Here is a 26048-nt window from a genome sequence, read left to right as displayed (position 1 = left end):
TCAGAAGCGCTGCTCGCGGAACAGGCCGAGCTTCTCCTGCGCGACGCGATCCGAGTACGAGAACAGCACAAGGTCCTCGCTGGCATGCAGCGTGTACTGGCTCCAGCCCGGCACCACGACGAGATCGTGCGGCGCCAACTCCAGCCGCCGGTCGCCGATCATCACATGGCCACGGCCTTCCACACAGATGAAGACGGCGCTGTCGGTCGAGCGGTACGGCAATGTCGCAAAGCCGGATGGGAGCAGCCGGATCATGGTGGCAATGGTCGGCATGGCCCAGCCGCCGTCCACCGGATTGGTGTAGCGCATGAGATAGCCGGCGTGCGGATCGGGCGCGCCGGCGTGTGGCAACGCGAACAGGGCCTCGCGCGTGCGCGCATAAGGATAGTTGAAGACCGGCGAATTCAACGTGGACGGCTGGTAGCCTACCGGCATCAGGCCTGTGCCGTAGCGGGCAAGCGCATCGCCGGCGGGGCGCGTGACCGGTGCCTCGTCGGAATCGAACTCCTCGCGGAAGCCTCCGTTGAAGAACGACACGATGGGAATGTCCAGGCCATCCACCCAGACCATGGGGGCGCTGCCCTCGTGGCCATGATGGTGCCAGGTCCATGCCGGCGTGATGACAAAATCGCCAGCTTCCATATAGGTCTTCTCGCCGTCCACCGCCGTGTAGGCGCCCGATCCTTCGACGATGAAGCGCAGTGCCGACTGGCTATGGCGGTGCGCGGGTGCGACCTCACCGGGCAGGATCAGCTGAAGGCCGGCATACATCGTGCTGGTGATGCATGAGGTGCCTGGCAGGCCCGGGTTCTCCATCAGCAGCACGCGCCGTTCGGCTTCCTCGGCCGAAATCAGCGTCGCCGATTCCATCAGGTACGGACGGGCCGCGGCATACGGCCAGCGGTGCGCCACGCCAGCCGGCGTGGGTTCCGAGGGGATCAGCTTGCGCAGCCGGGTCCAGAGGGCGGCCATCGCATGCGGTTCCAGTTCGCGGTAGAACGCATCGCGCCGGGTCGGCAGGTCGGGGGTGGAATTGGTGGTCATGCTCGGATGCCTCCTGCATCGATATCAGTGGGCGGCTACGTAATCGGGTTGGGCACTCGGCGCCGCGACGCGGAAGGCCTCGTGGCGCATGCAGTGCTCGTAAGCCCGCCGCACGCGGGGGAAAGGTTCCAGGCTGAAACCCGCACGCAGCGCGTTGGCGACCTGCGGCACCAGGCAGCAGTCGGCCAGGGTAGGCGCGTCGCCGACGCACCAGCCGCCGTCCGCGGACAGCCAGGGCTCCAAGGCGCTGAATCCGGCGGTGAGCCAGTGTGCGACCCATTCGGCTTTGTCAGCGTCGGCAAAGCCAAGGCAGACGCCAAGGTATTTCTGCACGCGCAGATTGTTCAACGGGTGCATGTCGCAGGCGATGGTCAGGGCCACCTCCAGCACCCGTGTACGGGCCGGACCGTCGGCGGGAATCAGCCGCGGCACCGGCCACTTGCGATCGAGATGGTCGATGATTGCCAGCGATTGCGTGACGGTCTGCCCGCCGTCGTGCAGCGTCGGAACCAGCCGGTTCGGATTGCGTGCAAGATACTCAGGGCGGTCCTGCTCTCCGGCGCGCAGGTTCACGCCGATGTGGTTCCAGCGGACGTTCTTCAGCGCCATGGCGATGCGCACGCGATACGCCGCGGAACTGTTGAAGAAGTTGTACAGATCCATGGTTGACCCGCCTTCAGGCTACCCGCACTTCGACATCGGTCAACCCGGCGACGCCGCCACGCATGACCTCGCCGCTGCGCACCGGCCCGACACCTTCGGGCGTGCCGGTGAAGACGAGATCGCCGGGCTGCAGTGCAAAGAGCGTCGACAGGTTTGCGATGATCTCCGGCACCGACCAGATCAGCTTGTCCAGGTCGCTGCGCTGGCGGTCCTGCCCATCGACCTGCAGCCAGATCTCTCCGGTGGCGGGATGGCCGGTTTCGCTGGCAGGATGCAGCAGCGAGACCGGCGCGGACTGGTCGAAACCCTTGCCGGGTTCCCAGGGGCGGCCGCGATCGCGCGCCGCGATCTGCAGGTCGCGCCGCGTCATGTCGATGCCGACCGCATAGCCCCAGATGTGCTCATGGGCCTGCTCGACCGGTATGTTCCGTCCCGCGCGGCCGATCGCGGCCACGAGTTCGATCTCAAAGTGAAACTGTCCGGTCGCCGGCGGATAGGAAATCTGCGCACCGGCACCCGCCGGTGCCGCCACAATCGCATCGGTGGGCTTGCAGAAGAAGAACGGCGGCTCGCGGCTCGGGTCCATGCCCATCTCGCGCACGTGCGCGGCGTAGTTGCGGCCGACACAGTAGATGCGGCGCACGGGAAACTGTCCATTGCCACCGGCCACGGGAATCGTGACGGCGGGAATGGGGGGGATGACAAAGGACATGCGGGACTCCAGGAGTCGGATCTGCAAGGTCGAGATCCAGTTCGAAATCGGGGATGCGGGACGTGGCCGTCAGGCGGACAGGCAGGTCTCTGCCTTCCAGCCGTAGAGCCACTCCAGCGAGTCGTAGAAGCGCTCCGGCGAGTGGCTCTTCCACAGGGAATTGCGCACCAGGCGCTCGACGCCGGATGCATGGCACAGGCGGCCAAACTCGCGGGTGGACAGCACCACGCGAGCGGTGCGGGTGATGCGGGCGTCCTGATACAAGGAAAAGGCGCGCGGCAGATCTCCGTCGCAGGCGCGGACCGCGGCACCGAGCGTGACGGCGTCCTCCACGGCCATGCATGCACCCTGCGCGAGGTACTGCAGCAGCGGATGCGCGGCGTCACCGAGCAGCGTGATCCGGCCGTGCGTCCATTGCCCGACAGGCTCGCGGTCCGCCGTGGCCCAGCGCCGCCAGGTCGGCGGCAGCGAAAGCAGGCCAAGCGGACGGGCATCGATGCCCTGGAAGTACGAAAGCACCTCCTCCTGGCTGCCCTCGCTGACGCCCCAGGTCTCCTGCTTGCGGCTGTGGAACGTCACCACGAGGTTGTACTGCTCGCCGGCGCGGACCGGGTAATGCACGACATGGCAGTTCGGCCCCACCCAGAGCACCGGTGCGTTCCATTGCATGTCACGCGGGAACTGCCCCGCATCGATCACCGCGCGGTACACCACGTGCCCCGATACGCGCGGCGGATCGCCGACCAGTTGCTGACGGATGGCGGACTTCACGCCGTCGGCGCCAATCAGGGCACAGCCATGGTAGCTGTTTCCCTGCTCGTCGAAGGCGGTGACGCCGTCCGCTGACTGCCGCACCTCGACGATGCGCGTCGCGGTGACAAATTCAATCCGGTCGGTCTCGCGCACGCCCTCCAGCAGCGAGTTGTGGACGTCAGCACGGTGCGTGACCGCATACGGATTGCCAAAGCGCTTGCGAAAGGCTTCGCCGACGGGAATATCGGCAACGGTCTTGCCGTCGATCGCATCGATCATCATCATGTGATCGGTGTAGACGGCATGGCTGCGCGCGCGCTCGCCCACGCCAAGCGCATCAAAGGCGGCAAAGGCATTGGGGCCGAACTGCACGCCAGCGCCGATTTCGCCGATGACGCTGGCCTGCTCCAGCACTTTGACATGGCAGCCCTCGCGCGCCAGCGCGAGCGCCGCCGCAAGGCCTCCGATGCCGCCGCCGACGACGAGCACCGGGGCTGACTGAATGGTAGTACGCATGACACTCCTTATAGGTCCGGGCGACATCCGCCACGAGGCTGCGTGACCGACGTCGCGTACAACGATTGCGATAGATGAAGCCGGCGGCTATTGGCCGTCCAGCGCCGCGGGCAGCGCGGCGCCCGCGGCCGTGTCGCCTTGTGTCGTCGCCGCGGCGCGCACTAGCCGCAACGTGAAGATCGCGGCGGCGGCGATGGCGGCCGGAACGGCGCTGCACAGGAAAATGGTCTTGATGCTGAAGCCGCTCGCAAGCAAGGCACCGACGATGAGCGGTCCGGTAACCTGGCCCATACGGCCAAGCGCCATGGCCCAGCCCACGCCGGTGGCACGCATCCCGCTCGGGTAGCTCAGCACGGCCAGGCTCAGCAGCCCGGAACTGCCGGCGCCCATGAAGAAGCCGGACAGCGTGGCGGCGATGGCAAGCGAGGTCAGCGATTGCGTGACATAACCGAGCGGCGACACGCTCAACGCACCGAGCATGAACAGCATCGGCAGCGTCAGGTACGGACCGAAACGGTCCACGAGGCGGCCGCCGGCGGCAGTGCCCGCCACACTGCCCAGATTGATCAAGGCGACCACGAGCGCGGCATCGTGCTCTGCGACGCCCTCGCCGCGCAGCAGCGCAGGCGTCCACAGCACCAGCACGATCAGCAGCACGAAGCACATGAAGAAACCGGCCCACAGCAGCAGCGTGGCAACGAGCCGCCCCCCTGAGAGCAGCTGCCGGAAAGGCAGGCCACGCACGCGTTCCTCGGCATCGACATAGGTGACATGGCGATCGGACCCGGGCGCACGACCCGCAATGCGCGCGGCGATGGCGCGCACCGCACCCTGGCCGTCCTTGCGCCGGAGCAGGAACGGCAGCGATTCGGGCAGGCCCACGATCACCAGCAGCGCAAGGCCCAGCGGCAGCACGCCACCGAGATAGAACAGTGCCGGCCAGCCGTAGTGCGGCACGATGTGCGAACTGGCGAGCGCACCCACGGCACCGCCCAGCGGGAAGCCGGCATAGAGCACGCCGGTCATCATGCCGCGCATGGGCCGCGGCGTGTATTCGGCAGACAGCGCCAGCAGGTTCGGAATGGCGCCGCCAAGGCCGAGGCCTGCGAGGAACCGCACCAACAGCAGTTCCGGCAGCGTGGGCGCATGCGGCGTGAGCAGAGAGAAGACCGAGAAGATCAGGATCGAGGTGGCCAGCAGCCAGCGGCGGCCAAAGCGGTCAGCCAGCGGGCCGAGCAGGAAGGCGCCAAGCATGGCCCCCAGCAGGCCCGCGGAGAAGACCTGCCCGAACAGCGCGATGGGAATATCGAGGGATGAAGACATGGCCTTGGCCGCAAAGCCGATGGCCTGGGTATCGAAGCCGTCCATCAGCACGACGAGGAAGCAGACGATAAAGATGCGAAGCCGGTAGGCGCCAAGCGGCCGTGCGTCGATGACCGACGCAATGCTGATAGGGGGCGGGTACATGTGTCTCCTTGGATGCGCGACATGTTCTGTGTTGGGTCCTGCTCCGGTCGGCCTTGTCGCGCTGCGGGCCAATCCGGATGACGGAAGTCTCGTTCCTTGCTTATCATTCGGCAATCAAATGACAGGAATGATGGTCATGAACGAAATGGATAACTTCGACATGAACCTGCTGCGGGTGTTTGACGCGCTGTGGCGGCACGGACACCTGGGCCGGGCGGCCGAGGAAATCGGCGTGAGCCAGCCGGCGATGTCGCATGCGTTGCAGCGGATGCGCGACCAGCTCGGCGATCCGCTGTTCCTGAAGGTCCGCACGGGCATGCAGCCGTCGCCGCGCGCGGTGGCGCTGGCGCCGGTCGTGCAGGGGGTGTTATCGCAGGTGCGTGAGCACCTGTTGACGGCGCCGCGCTTCGAGCCGGCGCAGGCGCGCAGGACGTTTACGCTGGCCCTGTCGGACGTGGGTGAAGCTGCCTTCCTGCCGCGCCTGCTGGCGCGGCTCATGCAGGAGGCGCCTCATGTGGACGTGCGCACGGTCTCGGGCCGGCACACGGACATCATGGACCAGCTCGAACGCGGCAGGATCGACCTGGCCATCGGCTACTATCCGGATCTCGGCGGCTCGGACGTGTTCCAGCAGCGCCTGTTCCGGCACGGGTTCGTATGCCTGGCGCGCAAGGACCATCCGATCGCACGGGGGCGCCTGACGGCGGCACAGTTCCGGACGCTGTCCCATGCCGTGATCCAGAGCGAAAGCCGTAGCCAGGAGCTGGTCGAGGCGTATCTGCGCCAGCACGACATTGTGCGGCGCGAGCTGCTGCGTTCTCCGCATTTCCTCAGCATCCCGCTCGTGATTGCATCGACCGATCTCGTCGTCACGGTGCCGCTGCCAGTAGGCGAACTGTTCGCGCGCATTGCCGACGTACAGGTGCTCAAGCCGCCGTTTCCGATTCCCGCTTTCGATCTCCGGCAACACTGGCATCGCTGTCAGCATGACGATCCGGGCAATCGCTGGCTGCGGGCGCTCACGCAGGAGTTGTTCGGCGAATCCACGGGCGAGTAAAGAGTGCCCTGGCCAGCCAGGCTTGTAGTCATGAACAGGGCGGCGAGCTGACCCTGTCCAATGATGGCCGCCTGGTCCTCGCCCAAGCATCACACTTGTGGCTGGCGGCGGAAACTGATCGCGAGCCGGTTGAATGCATTCATCAGGCTGATCGCCATCGTCAGGTCGGCGAGCTCCTTTTCGCTGAAGACTGCCGCGGCCGCGTCGAAGGCCTCATCCGGGACGTGCGTTTCGGAGACGCGGGTCACAGACTCAGCCCAGGCAAGTGCAGCCTTCTCGCGTTCACTGAAGAGAGCGCCCGCCTCCTGCCAGACTTGCACCAGCGCGAGCTTTGCTCCCGATACGCCCTTCTTCCCCAGCTCGCGCGTGTGCATGTCCAGGCAGTATGCGCAGCCATTGATCTGGCTGACGCGCAGGTAGACCAGCTCCACGAGAACCGCATCCAGCCCTGATTGCATGATGTATCCGTAGACACTGCCGAACGCCTTCACGCCGCCCGGCGACGCTTTTGTATAGTCGAGCCTCATTTCGCGCTCCTTTCCAACGTCGTCAGTTCCTTGTCATCGCTGTCCACCACAAACACGGCCAGCAGTTTGGCGGGCTTTGACTTGCTCGCGTTGCGGCTGACTGCGTGGTGCGATCCTGGCTCTTCATGGAAGCTCTCGCCCGCCTTGTAGATGCGTTCCGGCCCATCGTCAACCTTGCTCGCAATGCTGCCCGAGACGACATAGGCATAGATGAACGCCGACCTGGCGTGGAAATGCGGCGCGGAGGCGGCCCCCGGCGGATAAAGCACCTCTACCGCGACGAGTGACTTGCTGGGGATGTTGGTGATGGCTCGGGCGAAGTTCTCCTTCACCGTCTCACTGGTTCCATGCGCGGCTGCGGCGCCACAGAATGCCATCGTCGTGGCGGCCATGAGGGACAAAAGAAGGCGTTTGGGTTTCATGTCTATTTCCTTGATTGGAACCTGGGTGAGAAGTCCGGTAGTGCCGGGATGCATCCAACCAGTTCCTCCAGTTCGAACCGGTGCTTCGTTACAGAGATCAGGTCCCTGGCGTTCCGCGCATTAAACTACGATTATAGTAGTCGTAGTAAAGATAATGGATTGCTCGCCGATGTGCAAGCGACGCGAGTGGGCCGTCGGGTAGCAGTCGGCAAAAAAACCTTGTGGCGCAAACGAGAGCTCGCTGTTTCGATCGGGCGCGCCACGCCGCAGCGGAGTCGGCCTGTTACTTGAGAGTTGGTTCAGGAGAGTGGATCTATCCCCCGCGCGCGAATCGTGCAGAAGCACTTGCCTTTCAGGCGCCCGCCGATGTGGCCCTCAACCAGCGCGGCCTGTTGTCATCCACTGGCGCGGCCTTCGCCGCGTCCGTGAGAGCCAGCGCGAGGCGCCTACTTGCGTTCCTCCAGCAGCTTGCGGATGGCGGCTTCGGTTTCGGCGTAGCTGCCCTCGCCATAGTGCTTGTACACGATGCGGCCATTGGCATCGATCAGGTAGAGGGCGGGCCAGTACTGGTTGCTAAAGGCTGACCACGTGGCGTAGGCATTGTCCTGGGCAACCGGATAGCGGATATCGAAGCGCCTGATCGCCGCCTGCACGTTGGCGGTCGATTTCTCGAACGGGAATTCCGGCGTGTGGACGCCCACCACGACCAGGCCCTGATCCTTGTACTTGTCGTGCCACCGCTTCACGTATGGCAGCGTGTTGATGCAGTTGCCGCAGGCATAGGTCCAGAAGTCGACCAGCACGACTTTGCCGCGCAGGCCCTCCATGGTCAGCGGCGGCGAGTTCAGCCACTGATGGATCCCTGCGAACTCGGGCGCGTGGCCCTGGTCGCCAACGGTCGGGGCGAAGCCTCGCTGGCCGAAGGCAACAATGCCGGCTGCCGCGATCAGCAGCCCTATCGGTACGAGGCGGGATAACGTCGTGCGCATGATGCTGGCCCTGCAGGATTGTGATGGAAGCGGGTGCACCTGGGGCCCGTCCGCTCCGGCCTCCGCCGGCGCGCGGCGGATCGGCTCGGTAAGCGCCGTATGCGGCCCCGGCCACTCAGGTTGCATGGCGTCAGGCGTAGGCACCGTCCAGATACGGGTCGGCGCTGCGCGACGGCTCCGCCGATACGCCGGTGCGATCCATGCCGGCCAGCGAACGTGCGCCGTCCGCGAACGGATCGACATAGCGAGCGCCGTCGCTGTATGGGCTGCGCGGCGACTGTACCGAGCGTGCGCCCTCGTTGAACGGATCGCGCGCATCATGCACGGCACGGGCGCCGTCGGTGTACGGGTCGCGCGCACCGATGCCTGACGACGCGGCCTGTGCGCCAGCGGCAGCGGCCAGCAGGGCGACGGCGAAGACAAGACGCTTGGCAATATTGACAGTATTGGCGGTCATGATCAGCTCCCAGGAAATGGTCATCGGGGTTGCGGCTCACCGGGATTGCTTGCGTTGCAGTTCACCGCCGTGCCACGGATTGCATTGAAGGCGACCGATGTATCTGGCCCTTAACGGGTGGACGGAACTTTTGTCGCCGGACGTGTCGGGACGTCGTCTTGATACAAAGGCGTACAAAGTCGGTACGTCGCCCGACCCGTCCCTGACAGCCAGAGCGGGCCAGTACGGCACTCTCGACGCTCAGCGCAGACCGGGCGGGCCGCTTTCGCCCCGCCCGGTGCGGGCCGCGGCGGGCTTTTGTATGGCAATGTATCTGGCGGCACAGGCTCGACAATCCGGTACACAAGCGCCGATCCACGACACAATCCGGCTACGCAGACGGTGTCTGATACGGGGAAGCCAAGCCCTGTGAGAGCACACTGATCATGAGCCTGCTGATACTCGCCTACCTCGGGGGTGTACTGACCATCCTGAGCCCCTGCATACTGCCGGTCCTGCCGTTCGTGCTAAGCCGCACCGGCCAGCCGTTCCTGCGCGGCAAGCTGCCGATGCTGGCCGGCATGGCGCTGACTTTTGCCGCCGTCGCCACGCTGGCGTCGGCCGGCGGCACCTGGGCTGTGCAAGCCAACGCCTATGGGCGCGTGGCCGCCCTGTCGCTGCTGGCGCTGTTCGGGCTCTCCCTGCTCCTGCCAGGAGTGGCGGATAGGCTGGCCCGGCCCCTGGTGGCGCTTGGCAACCGCCTGGCCGGCAACGGCGCGGCTGCCTCGGCCCTGGCGGGGCCACCTTCGCCATGGGGATCGCTGCTGCTCGGCATCGCCACCGGGATGCTATGGGTACCCTGCGCGGGGCCAATCCTCGGCATTGTGCTGACCGGTGCGGCGCTACAGGGTGCGAGCGTCTCGACCTCCCTGGCGCTCGCCGCCTATGCCGCGGGCGCGGCCACCTCGCTGGCGGCCGCGCTCGGCATCGGCGCACACGTGTTTGCTGCCATGAAGCGGTCGATGGGTGCCAGCGAATGGGTGCGCCGAGGGCTGGGCGCCGGCGTGCTTGGCGGCGTGCTTGCCATCGGGCTGGGCGCCGAAACCGGCCTGCTGGCCCCCCTGTCCGCGAGCGGACCGGTGCGGATCGAACAGGCGCTGGTCGACGTGCTGCACAAGGCGCGCCCTGCGCCGCAGGCCGCGCATGCGGCGGCGCAGCCCGGCACCGGCATGCTGCTGGCCGCCAATGACACGCCGGTGGCCATGCCGAGCCGCCTGCCGGTGGAGGGCCGCATGCCGGCACTCGACGGCGCCGTGCAATGGATCAACTCGGCACCGCTCGCGCGCGATCACTTGCGGGGCAACGTCACGCTGGTCTACTTCTGGACATACTCCTGCATCAACTGCATCCGCACCCTGCCCTATTTGCGCGCGTGGGCGGACAAGTACAAGGACCAGGGCCTGACGGTGATCGGCGTGCACACGCCCGAGTTCGCTTTCGAGAAGTCAACGGACAACGTGCAGCGCGCGGTCAGGAACTTTCGCATCGGCTTCCCTGTCGCCGTCGACAGCGACTACCGCATCTGGCGCGCCTTCCAGAACAGCTACTGGCCCGCCGCGTATTTTGTCGATGCCCACGGCAATATCCGCCACCACCAGTTCGGCGAGGGTGACTACGCCAACTCGGAGCGCGTGATCCAGGCGCTGCTGGCAGAAGCCGGCCGGCCGTCCACGGCGCGCGATGTCGTCGCCCCGCTAGCCGAGGGCGCCCAGGCCGCACCAGACCTGTCCAACCTCCGCTCCGGCGAAACCTACCTGGGCTATCTGCAAGCCGCCAACTTCGCCTCACCGGGTGGCATGCGGCAGGATGCTCCGCAGCGGTACAGCGTCGGCAAGCTCCGGCTCAACCAGTGGGGCCTGGCCGGTCAATGGACCGTAGGCGCCGAGCGGGCTACCCTCGACAAGGCCGATGGCAGCGTCGCCTATCGCTTCCATGCACGCGACCTTCACCTGGTGCTGGGTCCGGCGCCCGACGGCCGGGCGGTGCGTTTCCTGGTGACGATCGACGGCAAGCCGCCTGGCGACAGCCACGGCGCCGACATCGATGCCGCCGGCAACGGCGCGGTCACGCAGACGCGGCTATATCAGCTGGTGCGCCAGGCCGGCAAGGTGGGCGAGCACACCTTCGAAATCCGCTTCCTGGATCCCGGTGCGCAGGCCTATGCCTTCACTTTCGGCTGACGCCGGCTTCCATCCACGCATTCCTCTTATGCCAGCTCCTGCAGCATCGTCGGCACCAGCTCGGACACGGTCGGATGGATGTGCATGGCGCGGCTGATGGTGGTATAGGGCGCCCCGGCATACATCACGTCGAGCAGCGAGTGAATCACCTCGTCGCCGTTCAGGCCCAGGATTGCCGCACCCAGGATCAAGCGGGTCTCGGCGTCGACCACCACCTTCATGAAGCCCTGGCTTTCGCCCTTTTCCACGGCGCGCCCGACGCGGCTCATGGGGCGCCTGCCGACCAGCACCTTGCGTCCGGTCTGGCGGGCCTGCGTTTCCGTCATGCCGGCGCGCCCGAGCGGGGGATCGGTAAACAAGGCATAGGCCGTGATGCGGTCCGCAACCGTGCGGGGATCATTGTCGAGCAGGTTGGCGGCGACGATCTCGTGGTCGTGATACGACGTATGCGTGAACGCCCCGCGGCCGTTGCAGTCACCCAGCGCCCAGATGCCCGGGACGCTGGTGCGCAACTGCTCATCCACCTTGATATAGCCGCGCTCGTCGGTTTCGACGCCTGCCTTGTCCAGTCCCAGGTCTTCCGTGTTGGGCACCCTCCCCACCGCCAACAGCAGATGCGAGCCGTGCACATCGCGCGAACCAGTCGCGCAATCGAGCCCGACGGAGACGCCCTCTGCCGCCCGGCGAGCGGTCAGGCAGTTGGCATCGAGGCGGATTTCCACCCCCTCGCGCTCCAGGATCTCCCGTACCGCCTCCGACACGTCTTCGTCTTCGCGCTGGATCAGGCGCTGGCCTTTTTCGACCACGGTCACCCTGGCGCCAAAGCGCCGGTACATCTGCGCAAACTCCAGGCCGATGTAGCTGCCGCCAATGACGACCAGATGCTCCGGCAGGTAGTCCACGTCCATCATGCCCGAATTGGTCAGGTATGCCACCGTGTCGAGCCCGGGCATCGGCGGAACGAGGGCCCGGCCGCCGACGTTGATAAAGATGCGATCGGCTTGCAGCAATTCGCCATTGACGCGCACGCCGTGCGCGCTTTCAAAGCGGGCGTGCCCCTGGTAGACCACGCCGTTGGCCAGGCCGCGCATCCACTGTTCCACGCCACTGGCGGAACGTCCGCGGATTTCATCCTTGCGCGCCTTCACCTGCCTCATGTCGACAGCGACCGGCCCGCCAATCGTCACGCCATAGTCGCTCGCCCGCCGCGCAAGGTGAGCCGCATACGCGCTTGCGATCAGGGTCTTGGTAGGAATGCAGCCGGTGTTCACGCAGGTGCCGCCAAAATGCGCGCGCTCGATGACTGCCACTTTCATGCCCGCGCCGGACAGCCGCGCGGCAAGCGCGGGGCCGGCTTGTCCGGTGCCGATGATGATCGCGTCGAATCCCTGGGCCATCACGCTCCTCCTTGCCTTGTGCCGCGCCCGCCGCACTCACCATGCGCAGCGGGGCATCCGCGCTGAGGATCGGGCAGCAATCGTGGCTGGCTCATGCCCAAGCATAGGCAACCGCCTGGAATTTGGCGATGTCACAGATGCGAGATCCCATCCGCCGTACCGCCGAAGCGGCTGCGCTACGCTTCATTGCGAGGCCCTCCCGCCAGGACTGTCATGTTTCTGACATCAGGGCGTTAGATCCCATTGCCGATGCACTCACGTCAGTGCGGACAGCAATATGTTCTGCGCTGCCTCGCCGTCACGCGCAAGCTGGCGCTGATAGGTACCGCCAGGCGTCATCACCCATGTGTCGCGCCGGTCGGAAAGGTACGCCTTCAGGCCTTCAGAAATGACACGTTCCTTCAGCCGGGGATCCAGGATGGGAAAACAGATCTCGATCCGCCGGGACAGGCTTCGTTCCATCCATTCCCCGCTGGACAGCATGACCTTCTCTGCCCCGCCGTTGTGAAAATAGAAGATGCGCGAGTGCTCAAGAAATCGGCCCATGACCGATTTCACTGCGATGTGTTCCGACAGGCCAGCCACGCCTGGCCGCAGCGCACAGGCGCCCCTGACGATCAGGTCGATACGCACGCCTTCACGCGAGGCATCGTATAGCGCCTGGATCAACTCCGGCTCCAGCAGCGCATTCATCTTGGCGATAATCCGTCCCTTGCGCCCGGCCCTGGCGTGCTCGGCTTCGCCTCGGATCGCCGCCAGCAACTGCTTCTTCAACGTAAACGGCGATTGCCAGATATGGGTCATGCTCTGCGTCTGCCCGCGGCCGGTCAGCTGGCTGAAGACTTGTGCCACGTCCTGCGTCAACGATTCATCGCATGTCAGCAACCCAAAATCCGTATACGTGCGCGATGTCTCGTGGTGATAGTTCCCCGTGCCGAGGTGGACATAGCGCCTGAGCTTTCCACCCTCCCGCCGCAGCACCATGACCATCTTTGCATGGGCCTTGAAACCGACGACTCCATAGATGACATGCGCGCCAACTGCCTCCAGTTGCGCCGCCCAGCCGATGTTCGCCTCTTCATCGAAGCGGGCCAGCAACTCCACCACGGCGGTGACCTCCTTGCCGTTGCGCGCAGCCTCGATGAGTGCCGACAACAGGACCGAGTCGTGTCCGGCTCGATACACGGTCTGACTGATTGCCACGACATCGGGATCCCGTGCCGCCTGCCTGACGAAATCGACGACCGGTGCAAATGACTGGAATGGATGGTGCAGCAGGATGTCGCCATCGCGCATGGCGCGAAAGACATCGGAATGTTCCAGCAGGATCTTTGGCAAGCCTGGCCGGAAAGGCATGTACTTCAGTTCCGGCCTGTCGACCTGATCCGGCACCTGCATCAGGCGAACCAGGTTGACCGGCCCGTTTACCGAAAACACTTCACCTGGTGCCAGCCCGAACTGTTCCTGCAGGAAGGTCGTCATTGCCGGCGTGCAGTTGTCCGCGACTTCCAGCCGGACCGCGTCGCCAAGATGGCGGTGCGGCAGTTCGCCTTGCAGCGCCTCGCGCAGGTTCTTGATCTCCTCCTCGTCCACGAACAATTCACTGTTCCGGGTCACACGGAACTGATAGCAGCCCCGTACCGACATGCCACTGAACAGTTCGCCGACATGGGCATGCAGGATAGACGAGAGAAAGACAAAGCCATGCTCGCACCCCGAAATGTCAGCGGGCAGAGCGATGACACGTGGCAGCGCTCGTGGCGCCTGCACGATTGCATTGCCGGAGTTGCGGCCGAACGCATCCTTGCCCTCGAGCTCAACCGCAAAGTTCAGGCTCTTGTTGAGCACGCGTGGGAACGGATGCGCGGGATCGAGCGCGATGGGTGTCAGGACCGGCATCAGCTCGGCGAAGAAGAATTCGCGAATCCATGCCTTCTGCTCGGCATTCCACGATGGCCGCCGCAGGAAGCAAATCTGCTGCTCCGCCATGGCCGGAATCAACACCTCATTGAACAGGCGATACTGCTGATCTATCAGTTCGCGCACCCGCTGGTTGACCGTGGCATAGACGACCTGCGGCGTAAGCCCGTCCGGGCCGCCAACCGGCGACTGAAGCGCGCACTGCTCCCTCAGGCCCGCTACGCGAATTTCATAGAACTCATCCAGGTTGCTGCTGAAGGTGCACAGGGCACGCAGCCGCTCGAGCAGCGGAATGGCGGGATCGGCTGCCTGCTGCAGGACGCGGCCGAAGAACTCCAGCTGGCTGAGCTCGCGGTTGATGTAGAACTCATTGCCATTGGACAAGCTCGCCTCATCCGCCAGGTCGCCCGGGCGCCCCGCCCCCCGAGCACCCGGCAACCCGTTCTGCATGGAGCTGGATTCGCGTTTCATGATTCCGTGCCAAGGGGAAACCTTTCCAGATTCTAGCTGGCGTATTGCGCATAGCGACGCGATTCTGGCTCCGGTATTCGCGAAAGACGCACTCCCCCCGAACATCGGCGACCTAGAATGATCCGACTTGCCCCATGGAGTCGCCAATGACAATGACACAGGAAATGCCATATGCCAGCGAAACCACGTCCGAGGGCCTGGCGAGATTGATCGAGCACATCCGGCATGCTGCAGTGCAAGGCGATCTTGACCCCGAGTTTGTCCGCAAGCTGGCCAAGCGCATCAGCAAGGAGTTTCAGGAGATGAAAGCTGGAAGGCCGGGAGATGCCGGGCTTGCTGGTCTCGAATCCTGCATCGAAGCACTGCTGCTGGCCGCCGACAGCGGACATGGCGCCAGGTTGACCAAATCCCTGCAAAGGCTGCGGGAGAATGAGGCCGCTGGCGGCGGAGCGAGTTCGGCTTCTCACTAGCGGCCGTAACGACGGTCCGTCACGACGCTGATGCCGGGGGCTTTTTCATTACGTCGTTAATTCATTCCCCCGAAGCCGAGGGTCTTCAGACGCCTACGCCTGCACATCTGTTGCAGGGCGCCGTTGCACGATCAGGTTGCCGGTGAGGATCTGCACTGGCTCCTCATCCTGGTTGAAGGTGGTGGTGCGCACTTTCACGATGCCCTGGTCGGGGCGCGACTTCGAGATCCGCACCTCCAGTATTTCGCTCGCGATGTGCAACGTATCGCCGGGCCGTACCGGCCTTGGCCAGCGCAGCTCCTCGAAGCCGGCGCCGATGATGCCGCCCGCCGGCCGGAACTCGCCGTCGACCAGCAGGCGCATGGTCAGCGCCGCCGTGTGCCAGCCGCTGGCGGCCAGGCCACGGAACAGCGTGTCGCCGGCAGCGGCTTCATCGAGATGGAAAGGCTGCGGGTCGAACTCGGCAGCAAAGGACTTGATCCGCTCTGGCTCGACGGTCAGCCGCCCTGAACCGTATTTCTGGCCCGCGGCGAGATCCTCGATGTATTGGACGTTCATGGTTTGCTTCTCCAGATGGTTGTGGCGCGGTCCCGATGACCAGCGCGTGCGGCGTGCGCGCCGGGCGGCGGCTGGCAGCGACCTCGGCGCTTCGCGGGACAATCCGCGCGGCCCGAGCGAGGCTAGTTCCCTCAGCCAAGCCTGAGCTGCGCCTCCAGCCCACCCCCTTCCCGGTTGCGCAGCGTCAGCGAACCCCCGATCGCCAGCGCCAGCTGCTGCGCGATGGCCAGGCCCAGGCCGGTGCCGCCGGTTTCGCGGTTGCGCGACGCCTCCAGCCGGACAAACGGCTGCATCACGGATTCGAGCTTCTCCGCCGGGATGCCGGGGCCGCGATCGAGCACGCCGATCACCACCGCGCCCCCGTCGCGCCGCACGCTCAGCTCCGCCGCCCCGCCGAACTTGATGGCGTTGTCGGTCAGGTTGGTCAGGATACGGCGCAGGGCATGCGGGCGCGTCATGATGGCGCCGCCGATGTTCTGCAGGATCGTGACGGCCTTGCCGGTGTCCTGGTAATCGTAGACCAGGCTCTCGATGAAAGACCCGACGTCGATCCGCGATGCCTTCTCGCCATCGTCATGCATGGCGCGCGCATAGGCCAGTCCCTCCTTGACCAGCGTCTCGATCTCGGTGAGGTCGTGCACCAGCTTGCGCTTGTCTTCCGAGTCCTCCGCCATCTCGGCGCGCAGCTTCATGCGCGTGATCGGCGTCTGCAGGTCGTGCGAGATCGCCGCCAGGATCTGCACGCGTTCCTCGACAAAGCGGGCGATGCGCTCCCGCATGGCGTTGAACGCGCGCGCGGCACGCACCAGCTCCGTCGGACCGGACTCGGCCAGCGGCTCGCTCGCGGCGTTCGGGTCGAGCGCGTCGGCGGCATTGGCCAGCGCCACCACCGGGCGCAGCGACAGCCGTACGGCCAGCCAGCAGCACAGCACCAGCAGCAGCAGCTGCAGCACCAGCACATAGGGCAGCCATTGCGCGATCTGGGGCGGCTTCGGATGCACATCGATGGTCAGCGGGCTGCCATCGCTGAGGGTCAGGTGCGCCTGCAGGCGTTTGCCTTGCCCCGGGATCGATTCGACCCTGACGGGGAAACGGCCGCCGCTCGCCTCGGTAATGCGGTCCGCGATCTCCTGGGCCTGCTCGCTCATCTCCGGCATGCCCGGCAGACCCGGCCCCAACACATACTGGTAATTGCCGCGATTCACGTACCGTAGCCACTGCGGCCGCTCCGCTGCGGGTAAACGGTCGAGGATGGCGATCGACGTCGACACGTCGGTTTCCAGCGTGCCGAGCATCACCTGACGCGCGCTGATGTAGCGCTCCGCAAACAGCACGCCGAAAGACAAGCCATGGGCCACCACGAGCCCGGCCAGCAGGATCAGGAACAGGCGCGAGCCCAGCGTGCGGGGCCACGGCAAGGCTCGGAATTTCACTGCCGGGCCTCCCGGATCTCGACCGGCATCGAGAACACGTAGCCCTCGCTGCGCACGGTCTTGATGTAGCGGGGCTCGCGTGCATCGTCCTTGAGATGCTGGCGCAGGCGGCTGACCAGCAAGTCGACCGACCGCTCGAACATCTCCGCCTCGCGGCCTTGCGTGAGGCTGAGCAGCTGGTCGCGGTTGAGCACGCGCTGCGGATGGTCGACGAACACGCGCAACAAGCGGTACTCCGCGCCACTCAGCGCCACGATGATGCCATCGCGGTCGATCAGGTGCCGCGCCGTGGTGTCCAGCTGCCAGTCGCCGAACGCCAGCAACTGGCCCGCTTCCGTGATCTGCAGGTTGGGCGGCAGCATGCGCGTCCTGCGCAGCACCGCCTTGATGCGAGCCAGCAGCTCGCGCGCCGCGAAAGGCTTGGGGAGGTAGTCGTCGGCACCCATTTCGAGGCCGAGGATGCGGTCGGTCTCGTCGCTGCGCGCGGTCAGCATCAGGATCGGCGTGGTCTTGTGCTTGCCGGCTCGCAGTTCACGACAAAGCACCAGGCCATCGTCGCCCGGCATCATCACGTCCAGCACGATCAGGTCAACGGCATTGGCCTCCAGGATCGACCGCATTTGCCTGCCATCCTGCGCCACGGTCACACGCAGGCCATTCTTGGTCAGGTAGGTCGATACCAGTTCCCGGATTTCCCGGTCGTCATCGACAACCAGGATATGGTCGACGTGTGCATCCATCTTTATCCCCTCAGAAAAATCAGGTGAACCACCAGTCTGTGCCGTCGCCATTGTATGGGTGCCGGCGATTCTCCGTGTATCTCACTGTATCTGCCGCAGCAAGCGCCACAATCCGGTACATATCCGGGCTCTCCGGGCGGCGATGGCAGAAAACGTTGCATCTATGACATTGGCGCCATGCGCTCGTGCCCCTACTCTTCAGCTCACGCAGCCGGCCAGTCCGGCGGCTTCCCCCCCTGAACCCCGGAGCATTGACATGACGACCCACATCCACGCCGGCACCGCCCTTATCACCGGCGCATCTTCCGGCATCGGCGCGATCTATGCGGATCGCCTCGCGCGCCGCGGCCACGACCTGATCCTGGTGGCGCGCAATCGCTCCCGGCTCGAAGCGTTGGCCCGCCGCATCAGCGACGACACCGGCCGCTCGGTCGAGATCGTGACCGCGGACCTTGGCCAGGCTGCCGATGTCCGGCGCATCGAAGCGCTGTTGCGCAGCGATGCCAGCATCACCACGCTGGTCAACAACGCCGGCATTGGCGCCGCGGCACCATTGCTGGTGTCGGACGTCGACAAGATGCAGGCGATGATCGAGCTCAACGTCACGGCCCTGACTCGCCTGACTTATGCCGCTGCGCCGGCATTCGTGGCACGCGGCGAAGGCACCATCATCAATATCGCGTCGATCGTCGCGGTGGCGCCCGAGATCCTGAACGGCGTCTATGGCGGCTCGAAAGCGTTCGTGCTGGCCTTTACCCAGTCGTTGCAGCATGAGCTTGCCGGCAAGGGCGTGCGCGTGCAGGCCGTGCTTCCCGGCGCAACGCGAACCGAGTTCTGGGACATCGCGGGCCAGCCGGTCGAGAACCTGCCGCAAGCCATCGTGATGAGCGGCGACGATCTGGTCGATGCCGCGCTGGCCGGCCTTGACCTGGGTGAAGTGATTACCGTGCCATCATTGCCTGACGACGCGGACTGGAAGGCGCTTGAGGCCGCACGCGCTGCGCTCGGCCCCAATCTGTCGCGTGACCAGCCCGCGGCCCGGTACGGCGTGGCGCGGTAGTCAGAGCGATAGCCATTGCAAAGCGGCGGGCGAAGTTGGTAGTCATGATTGATTGCCTGGAGAGTTGGCGTTGAACATCGAGCGCCCGGTGCCCGCTTTCGCTGATTTCGTCGCCGGGCCACGGGACGTACTCATTTGGCGGGCACCACCAGCGGCGCACCCTTCTTCACTATGTAGGTTGCCAGCTCCGATGCCGTGCCGCTGCCAACATTCCTCGCCGAGTGGAGGGTCCCCGCCGGGATGAAGAGGGCCTCCCCAGCCTTGAGCGTGACGGGCGGGTTGCTGCCAAGCTGGTATTCCAGCGTTCCCTGCAGGACATACGCGATCTCCTCGCCCGGATGCGAATGCATCGGCGCGAACGCGCCGGGATCGAAGTCAACCCGGACCTGGATGCCTTCGCGATCTGGCGCGCTGAGATCGTGCCGAACAAGATCCGTGCGATGGACGCCTGCCGTGTGGGCGTGAGCCGCCTGCACCGCCAGGCCGCTGCCGACGAAGAGCATGGCCGCAGCCAGCATGCGAGTCGATTTCATCTGTTGTTCCTCTGCCAAAGTTGGAAATGTGGGAATTCCCCCGGACCGGGCACGTATGAACAACGTATGGGCCGAGAGAAGAGAGGGAAGACTGTTCCCCTCAGCGGTCGACTCCCGGGTCGTGGATGAAGACACCATACCGACACGAATCCTCCGCATAGGCAGCATTGAATGACAGGCATGTATCTCGACTATGGCGAGCGAAGCGCGCCAACGTATCCCCATGTATCCAGGGCTTGAATCGATACATTCGAAGACAACAACAAGGCAGGGAGCGTTGCGCCTGGAACGGCGCGGCAGCAACGGCGAAAGCGGAATCAGGACCAGGCCCCCGGGGTCGGCCACGCCCCCCGGACAGCGGCCGCTGTCCAGCTGAACGCGACCAGGTCGCCGGCGCTTCAGTTCACCGCCGGAACCACAGCAGCGACAGCCCGCACGCCGCCACCAGCAGCAGGGCCGAGGCCGCCGCCAGCAAGGCGCTGACCTCGATTTCCCTGCGCTCGAGCGCGAAACGGGCGCTCAGCCGGCGGTATACCTGCGTCAGGTCCGCGGCCGAGCCAGCCTGGAAGTACTCGCCGTCAGTGAGCGTCGCGACCGCGCGCAAGGTGGGTTCGTCCAGCTGCATGTAGAAAGACAGGCCAGACACCGCCGAAACCGCATCCTGCGGCGTACCGAAACCCACCGTATAGACGCGCACGCCGCGCTGGGCGGCCATGCGCGCGGCGTCCAGAGGGTCCGGGCCGGTGGTGCGGCGGCCATCGCTGAGCAGGATCACCGCACCGTGCCGGTAAGAGCCGGGTTGCGCCGCAGGCTGCTCCTGATCGCGCTTGCGGACGGCGTCGGCCGCGGCGGCCTCGGCCAGCGATCTGCCACCTGGCCCGGGTGCGAGCGACTCGCCACTGAAGAGGATCGCTTCCAGGTCGATGCCATCGTCGGGGAACAACACCGCCAGCGCCTGGATCAGTCCGCTGCCTGTCGCCGTGCCTCGCTGGAGCTGGAAGCGATCGATCGCGTCGAGCATGTACTGCCGGTTGTCGGTGGGAGGCAGCACCACGGTCGCCGTGGCGGCAAAAGACACAATGCCCAGGCGCACGCTAGCCGGCAGCCCGACGATCAGATCCCGCGCGGCCTGCTGGGCCGCGCTGATCCGGGTGGGCGCGACGTCGGTCGCCTCCATGCTGAGGGAGGTGTCCATGGCCAGTACCAGGGTGATGGTGTCGGACGGCAGCGTGACGGTCGCCGTAGGACGGGCACAAGCCAGCAGGGCCGCGCCCAGCGCAAGCAGGAAAAGCAGCGGCGGGATGTGACGCCGCAGTCGGTTGCGGCCCAGCACGGCACGCGGCAGCGCAAGGCTGGCATACAAGAAGGCAATCTTCTTGCGCCGCGCAATCAGGTACAGGTAAGCGGCTGCCAGCAAGGGGAGCGAGAGCAGCAGCCAGAGCATCTGCGGCCAGAGAAACTGCATGTCCTGCTCCTTTTGGCACGTGGGTAGGACGATGGTATTAGTGTATGTCCCCCGACAGAGAGGACCTCGCGGCAAACACGCCGAGATCCGGCCATAGCCCCGTCGAACGTTCAGGGGCTTGCTAACGACCCCGCCCGCAAAAACACGATCGAGTAGTTCCGCCCCGGTCTCATGGACTTCGACCGGCAGGCTGCATGCGACTGCAAATGCCGGATAGCGGACCAGATGCTGGCCGTTTCGAAAGGACACCGCGCCTTCGCTGGCCATGCCAATCAGTCCGGACGGCGTTGCCGGTAGCGCCATGCTAGTCGAGGCGCTGGCGCTGGTCCTGGCTGAAATAGGCAAGCCGGTATAGCCGCCATGGCGCCTGCCCACTGGCCCGGCAATAGCCATAGCGGAAGATGTCTTCCACGGCAGGCAGGTCATAGCGCAGGTCGGTGAACCAGACGCAGGCGGCCGCTTCACCCGGCGGCAGCGGTGTTGCCCGCATCGCCGTGATGGCGGAAAGGGCCGGATAGACTGCGAATCGCCTGAAATCGGCAAAGTCCGGGCGCGCCCAGAGCTGCCATGCGAGCGCCCGCTCCGCGCGCGCCTGCGGCAGCCGCGGCCGCTGTGTCCAGGCCATGCGCGCGGGCGGCACATACGCCCTGGCCATGGCGGGCAGGCGCCCCAGCACCTGCCATGGCGGCACCCAGGCAGGATGCCCGGCCAGGTTGACGTGCGCGACATGGTAGTCCGTCTCTGCGCGGGCGATCAGTTTCCAGTTGAACGGAGAAAACGGCTGGGGGAGCGCGTCCACGCCCTGCGCCTGGATGCCGGCGGCATGCAACGATTCATTGCCGAGTTCCAGCGCACGGTGCCTGAGGACACCCTGGACGCCAACATAGGCGCACAGCAGCCCCAGGCCCGCCAGCGCTGCCCGTGCACGCCGCCGAGGTGGCCGGCACAGTGCCAGGCCCAGGCCGGACACGACGATACCGCTCAGCAGCGGATCGACCAGGAAGGTGGTGCCGAGGCTGAACGCCGTTCGGAGCCGGGATAGAAGATGCGGGTGCCATAGACGGTGATCAGGTCCAGCGCGATGTGGCTGGCCACGCCAAGGCAACTGACGCCGAGCGCTTCGCGCCAGGCCTGGCGCCGGCGCGTCGCCAGGCAGAACAATCCGGCAAGCAATGCGCCCCAGGCTGGAAGCAGCAGCAGTGAATGCGTCGGTCCCTGATGCCAGTGGGCCAGGAAACGCAGCGGATCGACCAGGAAGCCCAGGAAATCGATATCCGGAAAGGCTCCGGCGGCGGCGCCAAGCAGCAGTCGCTCGCAAGTGCCGAGGCGCCGGCCGGAAGCCTCGCCCATGGGGACGGCCAGCGCAACCTGCGCACCCATCAAGGCGTGGGTGATCGTGTCCATCCGGGCCGGGCTCCGGTATCGCCAGGCCGGCGCCGGACCAGGCGCTCGGCGCATCGCAGTTGCCGATCGAGCCAGGCCCGCGTACGGCCGGCGCCCGGTGAACCGTCGCACAGCCAGCGGCCGAAGGTGGAGAGGAAAATGCCGGTCAGCACGACCTCCCCCACTTCGCGGCGCCAGCCGGCTTCTGGCAGGCGTGCAGCTTCCCGCAGCCATTGCACGGTGCGGCTGATATGCAGCAGGCCCTGCACCTGCAGATGCACGTGCTCCGGCTGCAGCTTGTAGCGCAGCATCTGGGCAGTGAGTTGCCGGTGCGGCGCCAGCGCCCCCAGCCAGGCAAGGATGGCCTGCTCCAGCCGCTCGCGGTGGGACAGCGCGCCCCAGCCTTCGCGCGCGGACACGCGCACCAGTGCAAGGTCGGCGCGCTCGAACCAGGCTTCGGCCAGGTCGTCCTTCTGCTGGTAATGCCGGTGAATCTCGTCCAGGCCGATGCCCATGTCGTCGGCGACGTCATACAGATGCAGGGCGTCCCAGCCGCTGCGTTCGCCGAGCATCAGGGCGACCTCCAGGATCCGGCCGGCCAGGGCTGCATTGTCGTTCATCGCGTTCATGGCATTGCCATCCAGAGATACGTCTCCACGCTGCTTTCCAGCATACAAAGGCAGCCCGCACCAAGCGCCGATTTCTTGGCCATGTGCGCGATGCTGCCATTGCCTCCTTTGCGGCGAGATACGTCGCGGTTAGCATAGTGGCAACGTGCATCGCCCCGGATGCCGTGCCTACGTGCCCTTCCATGACCGATTTCCAAGCAGCCGTATGGGTACGCCGGACTCTCCTGGTGTGCCTGCTCGGCGGGCTGCTCGCCCTTTCCTTCGTCATAGTGCGGCCGTTCCTTGTGCCGCTTGCCTGGGCCGGAATCCTCACCTATGTCACCTGGCCGCTCAACGCGTGGCTGCGCCGCGTGCTGCGCCGGCAGCGAACCTGGGCTGCGCTGATCTCCACGCTGGTACTTGCCGCGTTGCTGGGCGTGCCGCTCATCGGTCTCACCATCCTCCTGCGTGCCGAGATGGTCGCCGCCTACCGCGAGGCGGCGGATATCCTGAACGCGGGCGTCGCACTGCCGGATTCGCTCGCACGCGTGCCATGGGTCGGCGAATGGTTGCAGGAATGGTTGTCAGTGCTGTTGGGCGACCGCGCAGCCCTGCGTGCCCAGGTCGCGGCGCTGATCGAACGGTGGGGCGGCGCCCTTGCAAGGCTGGCCGGCGGGGTGGGACTCAACGCGGGGCTCATCGGCCTGACACTGCTCACGGCATTCTTCTTCTTTCGCGACGGCGAGCAATTGCTCGCGCAGTTGCGCCTGGTCCTGCAAGGGGTTCTAGGGCCGCGCGCGCACGGGTACGTCATTGCAATGGGCGACACGGCGCGGGCCGTGGTGTTCGGCCTCTTCCTCGCCGCAGTCGCCCAGGGGTCATTTGCCGGGATCGGCTACTGGGCGGCAGGCGTCAACGCGCCAGTGTTCTGGGGCATTGCCACTGCCATCTTTGCCCTGATTCCCTTTGGGGCGCTTGCGATCTGGGTTCCCATTGGCGCATGGCTGCTCATCACCGGCCACACCGTGGCCGGGATAGGGCTCCTGCTGTGGGGCGCTACGGCCGTGAGCTGGGTCGATAACGTCGTTCGTCCGCTGGTCATCAGCGGGGCCACCAAGGTTCCGTTCCTGCTGGTGATGTTCGGTGTCTTGGGCGGACTCGCGGCATTTGGCCTGATAGGCCTGTTCGTCGGGCCTGTGATCCTCGCCGTGCTGCTCGCCGTATGGCGCGAATGGCTGGAAAGCCAGGCGGAGCAGCGGGTGGAGCCACCGCCGGGGTAACGGGCGCGACACCTGTCGCGCAATGCAATCAGCCCCGGCGGGTTGGACCGGGGCTGTCAGGTTTGTTAGTGCAGTTGGCGCTTCAGGTCAGCGAGCTCGGAATGCATCGAACTGACTGCATCCTTGACCTTCTCATCGAGACCGCCGGCCTGCTGGCAAGCGCGGTCTGCACGATCGCCGATCCGTTCGAGGTCATCGACCCACTGCCGGATCCGGTCCTCATCCTTGGACGACATGACCTTCGATGCCGATTTGCATTCCTTGTCGAGTTCATCCACCCAGTTCATCAAGTCCTGTGGAATTCCCGCATCGGCATGACAAGTCCGTGAGGTGTCGCTGATGGTTTGCTGCAGATGACTAAAGCGTTGCTGCATTTCACTGGCTTGCAACATGATGTCCCCTTCGTGAATATCAATCCACATGCATTCAGGCAGCAGATGACAGTGTGTTGCCCGTGCCATTGTCATTCGCCCGCAAGCGGCCAACAGTGAAGCTGCATTGCGCCAAAGCGCCCGCCAAGCGCGCGAAGGGCACTTTTTTAGTCTAGGTCAAGATCGGCCGCCCGCGCTTGCGCCACGAAAACCTGTTGTCGCCGTAGAGGGTTATCGCTTGCCCGCCTTCCTGGCCTGCCGCGCACCGTACTTGCGGTCGGGGAGCAGATCCTGGTCCACGATGTCATCGATGCTTGGCGGCATCGGCGGGTGCTCTTCCCGTACTGCGCTATGGTCCGCCCTGTCTGCCGGGCTGTCCGAGGGAATATTCTCTACAGCACGGGTGATCTCATTCTGGCCTTCCTCCGGCGCATCGTCTTCATCCGGATGGTGGCCACGAGGAAAATCGACCGGCTCCACCACCCGTTCGACGATCTGCTCGACGGCCCGCTCGACGTCTTCCCACACTTCTTCCGGTTCGATCGGATCCAGGACGCTGGGCATGGCGCGATTGGTGTGCGACCGATGCGGTGATCCGCTTCGCCGCGTCCCGCCCAAATCCACTTTGGGTGGCTTGTGCATGATCGACTCCTGAGCGACCACGATGGTCATGCGTCATGCATGACATTCGCATACTTGCATAATATGCAGACACGAGGCTCAAAGTGAAGAACAGGTACCGGATACGGTACTGCCGCCGCTGCCGGCCCGTCCCCGGCGGGACTGTAAGCGGCGCGGCGCGCGCAGGGAGCGATGGCGCACGGGAATCACGATTTTCGCGTCCCGCGCCTTACCCGCTCCAGATATTTTCCCGAAGCAGCCTCGATTCGCACCGTGTCCCCTTCCTTGATGAACTGAGGAACGAGAACTTCCATGCCGTTGTCCAGCGTCGCAGCCTTGAAGGTAGACGTTTCATGTTCATGCAGGCCCGGTGGCGTGGACACGATGGTTAACTCGACCGCAGGGGGAAATGCGATGGTGACCGGCTCGCCCTCATAAAGCTGCACCGGGATTCGCATACTGGGGCGAAGAAATTTTTGATATGCCCCGATGGTGTCCGCGGGAAAACTGATCTGCTCGAAGGTGACGGGATTCATGAAATAAAAGGCGCCACCATCGGTGTACAGATATTCCATCTCCTGGTGATCGAGCGCGACTTCTTCGAGCTTGTCGCTCGGGCGTAACCGCAGCTCCTTGATGTGACCAGTCTTCAGGTTCTTGAACTTGGCGAAAACTGCGCTTCCCTGCTGGCCACTGCCGGCGTGGTACCCGGCGCTGGCAACGCTATGAAGTTCCCCCTCAAGCATGATGACCATGCCCGACTTCAGTTCGGAAGCTTCGACCATCGGTGTCTCCGCCTGGGGGCGGCAAGGTTCGCCTTCAGCCTAGCACTACAACACTCCTTCAACAAACCCATTGGCGCCGCGTGCGCGCCGCGGCCAGTGCCAGCGCTGGCGCCTCCGCCATGGAAAG

27 protein-coding genes are annotated in these 26048 nt (G+C 65.3%); 5 read left to right on the top strand and 22 right to left on the bottom strand.

Going from position 1 to position 26048, the window contains the following annotated elements:
• The 5 genes from gtdA to K309_RS36130 form a co-directional block, all read right to left on the bottom strand.
• Entirely contained in the window at positions 1–1044 is a 1044-nt protein-coding gene (gtdA, locus tag K309_RS0107830) for a gentisate 1,2-dioxygenase (RefSeq protein WP_029045906.1), read from the bottom strand.
• Between the two features lie 24 nt (positions 1045–1068).
• Positions 1069–1707 carry a maleylacetoacetate isomerase gene (maiA, locus tag K309_RS0107825; RefSeq protein WP_029045905.1) on the bottom strand — a complete coding sequence of 213 codons (639 nt, stop codon included), beginning with the start codon at positions 1705–1707 and terminating at the stop codon, positions 1069–1071.
• Between the two features lie 13 nt (positions 1708–1720).
• Entirely contained in the window at positions 1721–2419 is a 699-nt protein-coding gene (locus K309_RS0107820) for a fumarylacetoacetate hydrolase family protein (RefSeq protein WP_029045904.1), read from the bottom strand.
• Positions 2420–2488: 69 nt separating this feature from the next.
• Positions 2489–3688, bottom strand: coding sequence for a 3-hydroxybenzoate 6-monooxygenase (locus tag K309_RS0107815; protein ID WP_035877004.1), 1200 nt, complete (start codon positions 3686–3688; stop codon positions 2489–2491).
• An 87-nt stretch (positions 3689–3775) separates the two neighbouring features.
• A complete protein-coding gene (locus K309_RS36130) occupies positions 3776–5155 on the bottom strand; it encodes an MFS transporter (protein ID WP_051320380.1) in 1380 nt (459 codons plus the stop codon).
• 127 nt (positions 5156–5282) lie between these two features.
• On the opposite strand from K309_RS36130, the gene K309_RS43880 reads away from it, so the two are divergent.
• The gene (locus K309_RS43880) at positions 5283–6212 is read left to right on the top strand and encodes a LysR family transcriptional regulator (RefSeq protein ID WP_084402375.1); all 930 of its coding nucleotides are present in this window, start codon (positions 5283–5285) and stop codon (positions 6210–6212) included.
• A gap of 89 nt (positions 6213–6301) precedes the next feature.
• On the opposite strand, the gene K309_RS0107800 is transcribed toward K309_RS43880, so the two are convergent.
• The 4 genes from K309_RS0107800 to K309_RS0107785 form a co-directional block, all read right to left on the bottom strand.
• Positions 6302–6739, bottom strand: coding sequence for a carboxymuconolactone decarboxylase family protein (locus K309_RS0107800; RefSeq protein ID WP_029045901.1), 438 nt, complete (start codon positions 6737–6739; stop codon positions 6302–6304).
• Positions 6736–7161 (bottom strand): cupin domain-containing protein, encoded by a 426-nt coding sequence (locus tag K309_RS0107795; RefSeq protein ID WP_029045900.1) that lies wholly within the window; start codon positions 7159–7161, stop codon positions 6736–6738. The genes K309_RS0107800 and K309_RS0107795 overlap by 4 nt, the downstream gene beginning before the upstream one ends.
• A 446-nt stretch (positions 7162–7607) precedes the next feature.
• A complete protein-coding gene (locus K309_RS0107790; protein WP_035877003.1) occupies positions 7608–8150 on the bottom strand; it encodes a thioredoxin family protein in 543 nt (180 codons plus the stop codon).
• Positions 8151–8280: 130 nt separating this feature from the next.
• Complete coding sequence (locus K309_RS0107785; protein ID WP_035877041.1) at positions 8281–8607, bottom strand: hypothetical protein; 327 nt, start codon at positions 8605–8607, stop codon at positions 8281–8283.
• 425 nt (positions 8608–9032) lie between these two features.
• Here K309_RS0107785 and K309_RS0107780 point away from each other — a divergent pair, with 425 nt between their 5' ends.
• The gene (locus K309_RS0107780) at positions 9033–10826 is read left to right on the top strand and encodes a cytochrome c biogenesis protein DipZ (protein WP_029045897.1); all 1794 of its coding nucleotides are present in this window, start codon (positions 9033–9035) and stop codon (positions 10824–10826) included.
• Positions 10827–10852: 26 nt separating this feature from the next.
• Here K309_RS0107780 and K309_RS0107775 read toward each other — a convergent pair whose 3' ends face one another.
• Together K309_RS0107775 and ppk1 are read right to left on the bottom strand one after the other, a co-directional pair.
• Complete coding sequence (locus tag K309_RS0107775) at positions 10853–12223, bottom strand: FAD-containing oxidoreductase (RefSeq protein ID WP_029045896.1); 1371 nt, start codon at positions 12221–12223, stop codon at positions 10853–10855.
• Positions 12224–12478: 255 nt separating this feature from the next.
• Complete coding sequence (gene ppk1, locus K309_RS0107770; RefSeq protein ID WP_029045895.1) at positions 12479–14614, bottom strand: polyphosphate kinase 1; 2136 nt, start codon at positions 14612–14614, stop codon at positions 12479–12481.
• A gap of 146 nt (positions 14615–14760) precedes the next feature.
• Here ppk1 and K309_RS0107765 point away from each other — a divergent pair, with 146 nt between their 5' ends.
• Positions 14761–15084 carry a hypothetical protein gene (locus K309_RS0107765; RefSeq protein WP_232232333.1) on the top strand — a complete coding sequence of 108 codons (324 nt, stop codon included), beginning with the start codon at positions 14761–14763 and terminating at the stop codon, positions 15082–15084.
• 93 nt (positions 15085–15177) lie between these two features.
• Here the strand turns inward: K309_RS0107765 and K309_RS0107760 are convergent, their stop codons facing one another.
• The 3 genes from K309_RS0107760 to K309_RS0107750 form a co-directional block, all read right to left on the bottom strand.
• Complete coding sequence (locus K309_RS0107760) at positions 15178–15642, bottom strand: MaoC family dehydratase (protein WP_029045893.1); 465 nt, start codon at positions 15640–15642, stop codon at positions 15178–15180.
• Between the two features lie 131 nt (positions 15643–15773).
• A complete protein-coding gene (locus K309_RS0107755; RefSeq protein WP_029045892.1) occupies positions 15774–17075 on the bottom strand; it encodes an ATP-binding protein in 1302 nt (433 codons plus the stop codon).
• Positions 17072–17815, bottom strand: coding sequence for a response regulator (locus tag K309_RS0107750; protein WP_029045891.1), 744 nt, complete (start codon positions 17813–17815; stop codon positions 17072–17074). Before K309_RS0107750 ends, K309_RS0107755 begins: the two co-directional genes overlap by 4 nt.
• Positions 17816–18071: 256 nt before the next feature.
• Between K309_RS0107750 and K309_RS0107745 the strand changes: the two genes are divergently transcribed.
• The gene (locus K309_RS0107745) at positions 18072–18875 is read left to right on the top strand and encodes an SDR family NAD(P)-dependent oxidoreductase (protein WP_029045890.1); all 804 of its coding nucleotides are present in this window, start codon (positions 18072–18074) and stop codon (positions 18873–18875) included.
• 131 nt (positions 18876–19006) lie between these two features.
• Here K309_RS0107745 and K309_RS0107740 read toward each other — a convergent pair whose 3' ends face one another.
• From K309_RS0107740 to K309_RS0107725, 5 genes are all read right to left on the bottom strand, one after another.
• The gene (locus tag K309_RS0107740) at positions 19007–19408 is read right to left on the bottom strand and encodes a cupin domain-containing protein (RefSeq protein ID WP_029045889.1); all 402 of its coding nucleotides are present in this window, start codon (positions 19406–19408) and stop codon (positions 19007–19009) included.
• A gap of 403 nt (positions 19409–19811) precedes the next feature.
• Complete coding sequence (locus K309_RS0107735) at positions 19812–20873, bottom strand: VWA domain-containing protein (RefSeq protein WP_029045888.1); 1062 nt, start codon at positions 20871–20873, stop codon at positions 19812–19814.
• Between the two features lie 304 nt (positions 20874–21177).
• On the bottom strand, positions 21178–21843 hold the full coding sequence (locus K309_RS42855) for a hypothetical protein (protein WP_232232332.1): 666 nt from the start codon (positions 21841–21843) through the stop codon (positions 21178–21180).
• Positions 21844–21854: 11 nt separating this feature from the next.
• Complete coding sequence (locus K309_RS42850; protein WP_232232331.1) at positions 21855–22277, bottom strand: metal-dependent hydrolase; 423 nt, start codon at positions 22275–22277, stop codon at positions 21855–21857.
• Positions 22253–22885: a TetR/AcrR family transcriptional regulator gene (locus K309_RS0107725; RefSeq protein ID WP_232232330.1), complete on the bottom strand. Its 633-nt coding sequence runs from the start codon at positions 22883–22885 to the stop codon at positions 22253–22255. The genes K309_RS42850 and K309_RS0107725 overlap by 25 nt, the downstream gene beginning before the upstream one ends.
• Positions 22886–23067: 182 nt before the next feature.
• Between K309_RS0107725 and K309_RS0107720 the strand changes: the two genes are divergently transcribed.
• Positions 23068–24144: an AI-2E family transporter gene (locus K309_RS0107720; RefSeq protein ID WP_029045886.1), complete on the top strand. Its 1077-nt coding sequence runs from the start codon at positions 23068–23070 to the stop codon at positions 24142–24144.
• 65 nt (positions 24145–24209) lie between these two features.
• On the opposite strand, the gene K309_RS0107715 is transcribed toward K309_RS0107720, so the two are convergent.
• The 3 genes from K309_RS0107715 to K309_RS0107705 form a co-directional block, all read right to left on the bottom strand.
• The gene (locus K309_RS0107715) at positions 24210–24536 is read right to left on the bottom strand and encodes a hypothetical protein (RefSeq protein ID WP_029045885.1); all 327 of its coding nucleotides are present in this window, start codon (positions 24534–24536) and stop codon (positions 24210–24212) included.
• 210 nt (positions 24537–24746) lie between these two features.
• Complete coding sequence (locus tag K309_RS36120) at positions 24747–25187, bottom strand: hypothetical protein (protein WP_035876998.1); 441 nt, start codon at positions 25185–25187, stop codon at positions 24747–24749.
• A gap of 155 nt (positions 25188–25342) precedes the next feature.
• Positions 25343–25921, bottom strand: a complete 579-nt coding sequence (locus tag K309_RS0107705) for an elongation factor P (protein ID WP_029045884.1) — start codon at positions 25919–25921, stop codon at positions 25343–25345.
• Positions 25922–26048 lie beyond the last annotated feature (127 nt).

The organism is Cupriavidus phytohabitans, from assembly GCF_000426345.1.
GTDB lineage: Bacteria > Pseudomonadota > Gammaproteobacteria > Burkholderiales > Burkholderiaceae > Cupriavidus.
The sequence above is the reverse complement of the archived record's forward strand: the minus strand, read 5'-3'. Positions and strand labels throughout refer to the sequence as shown.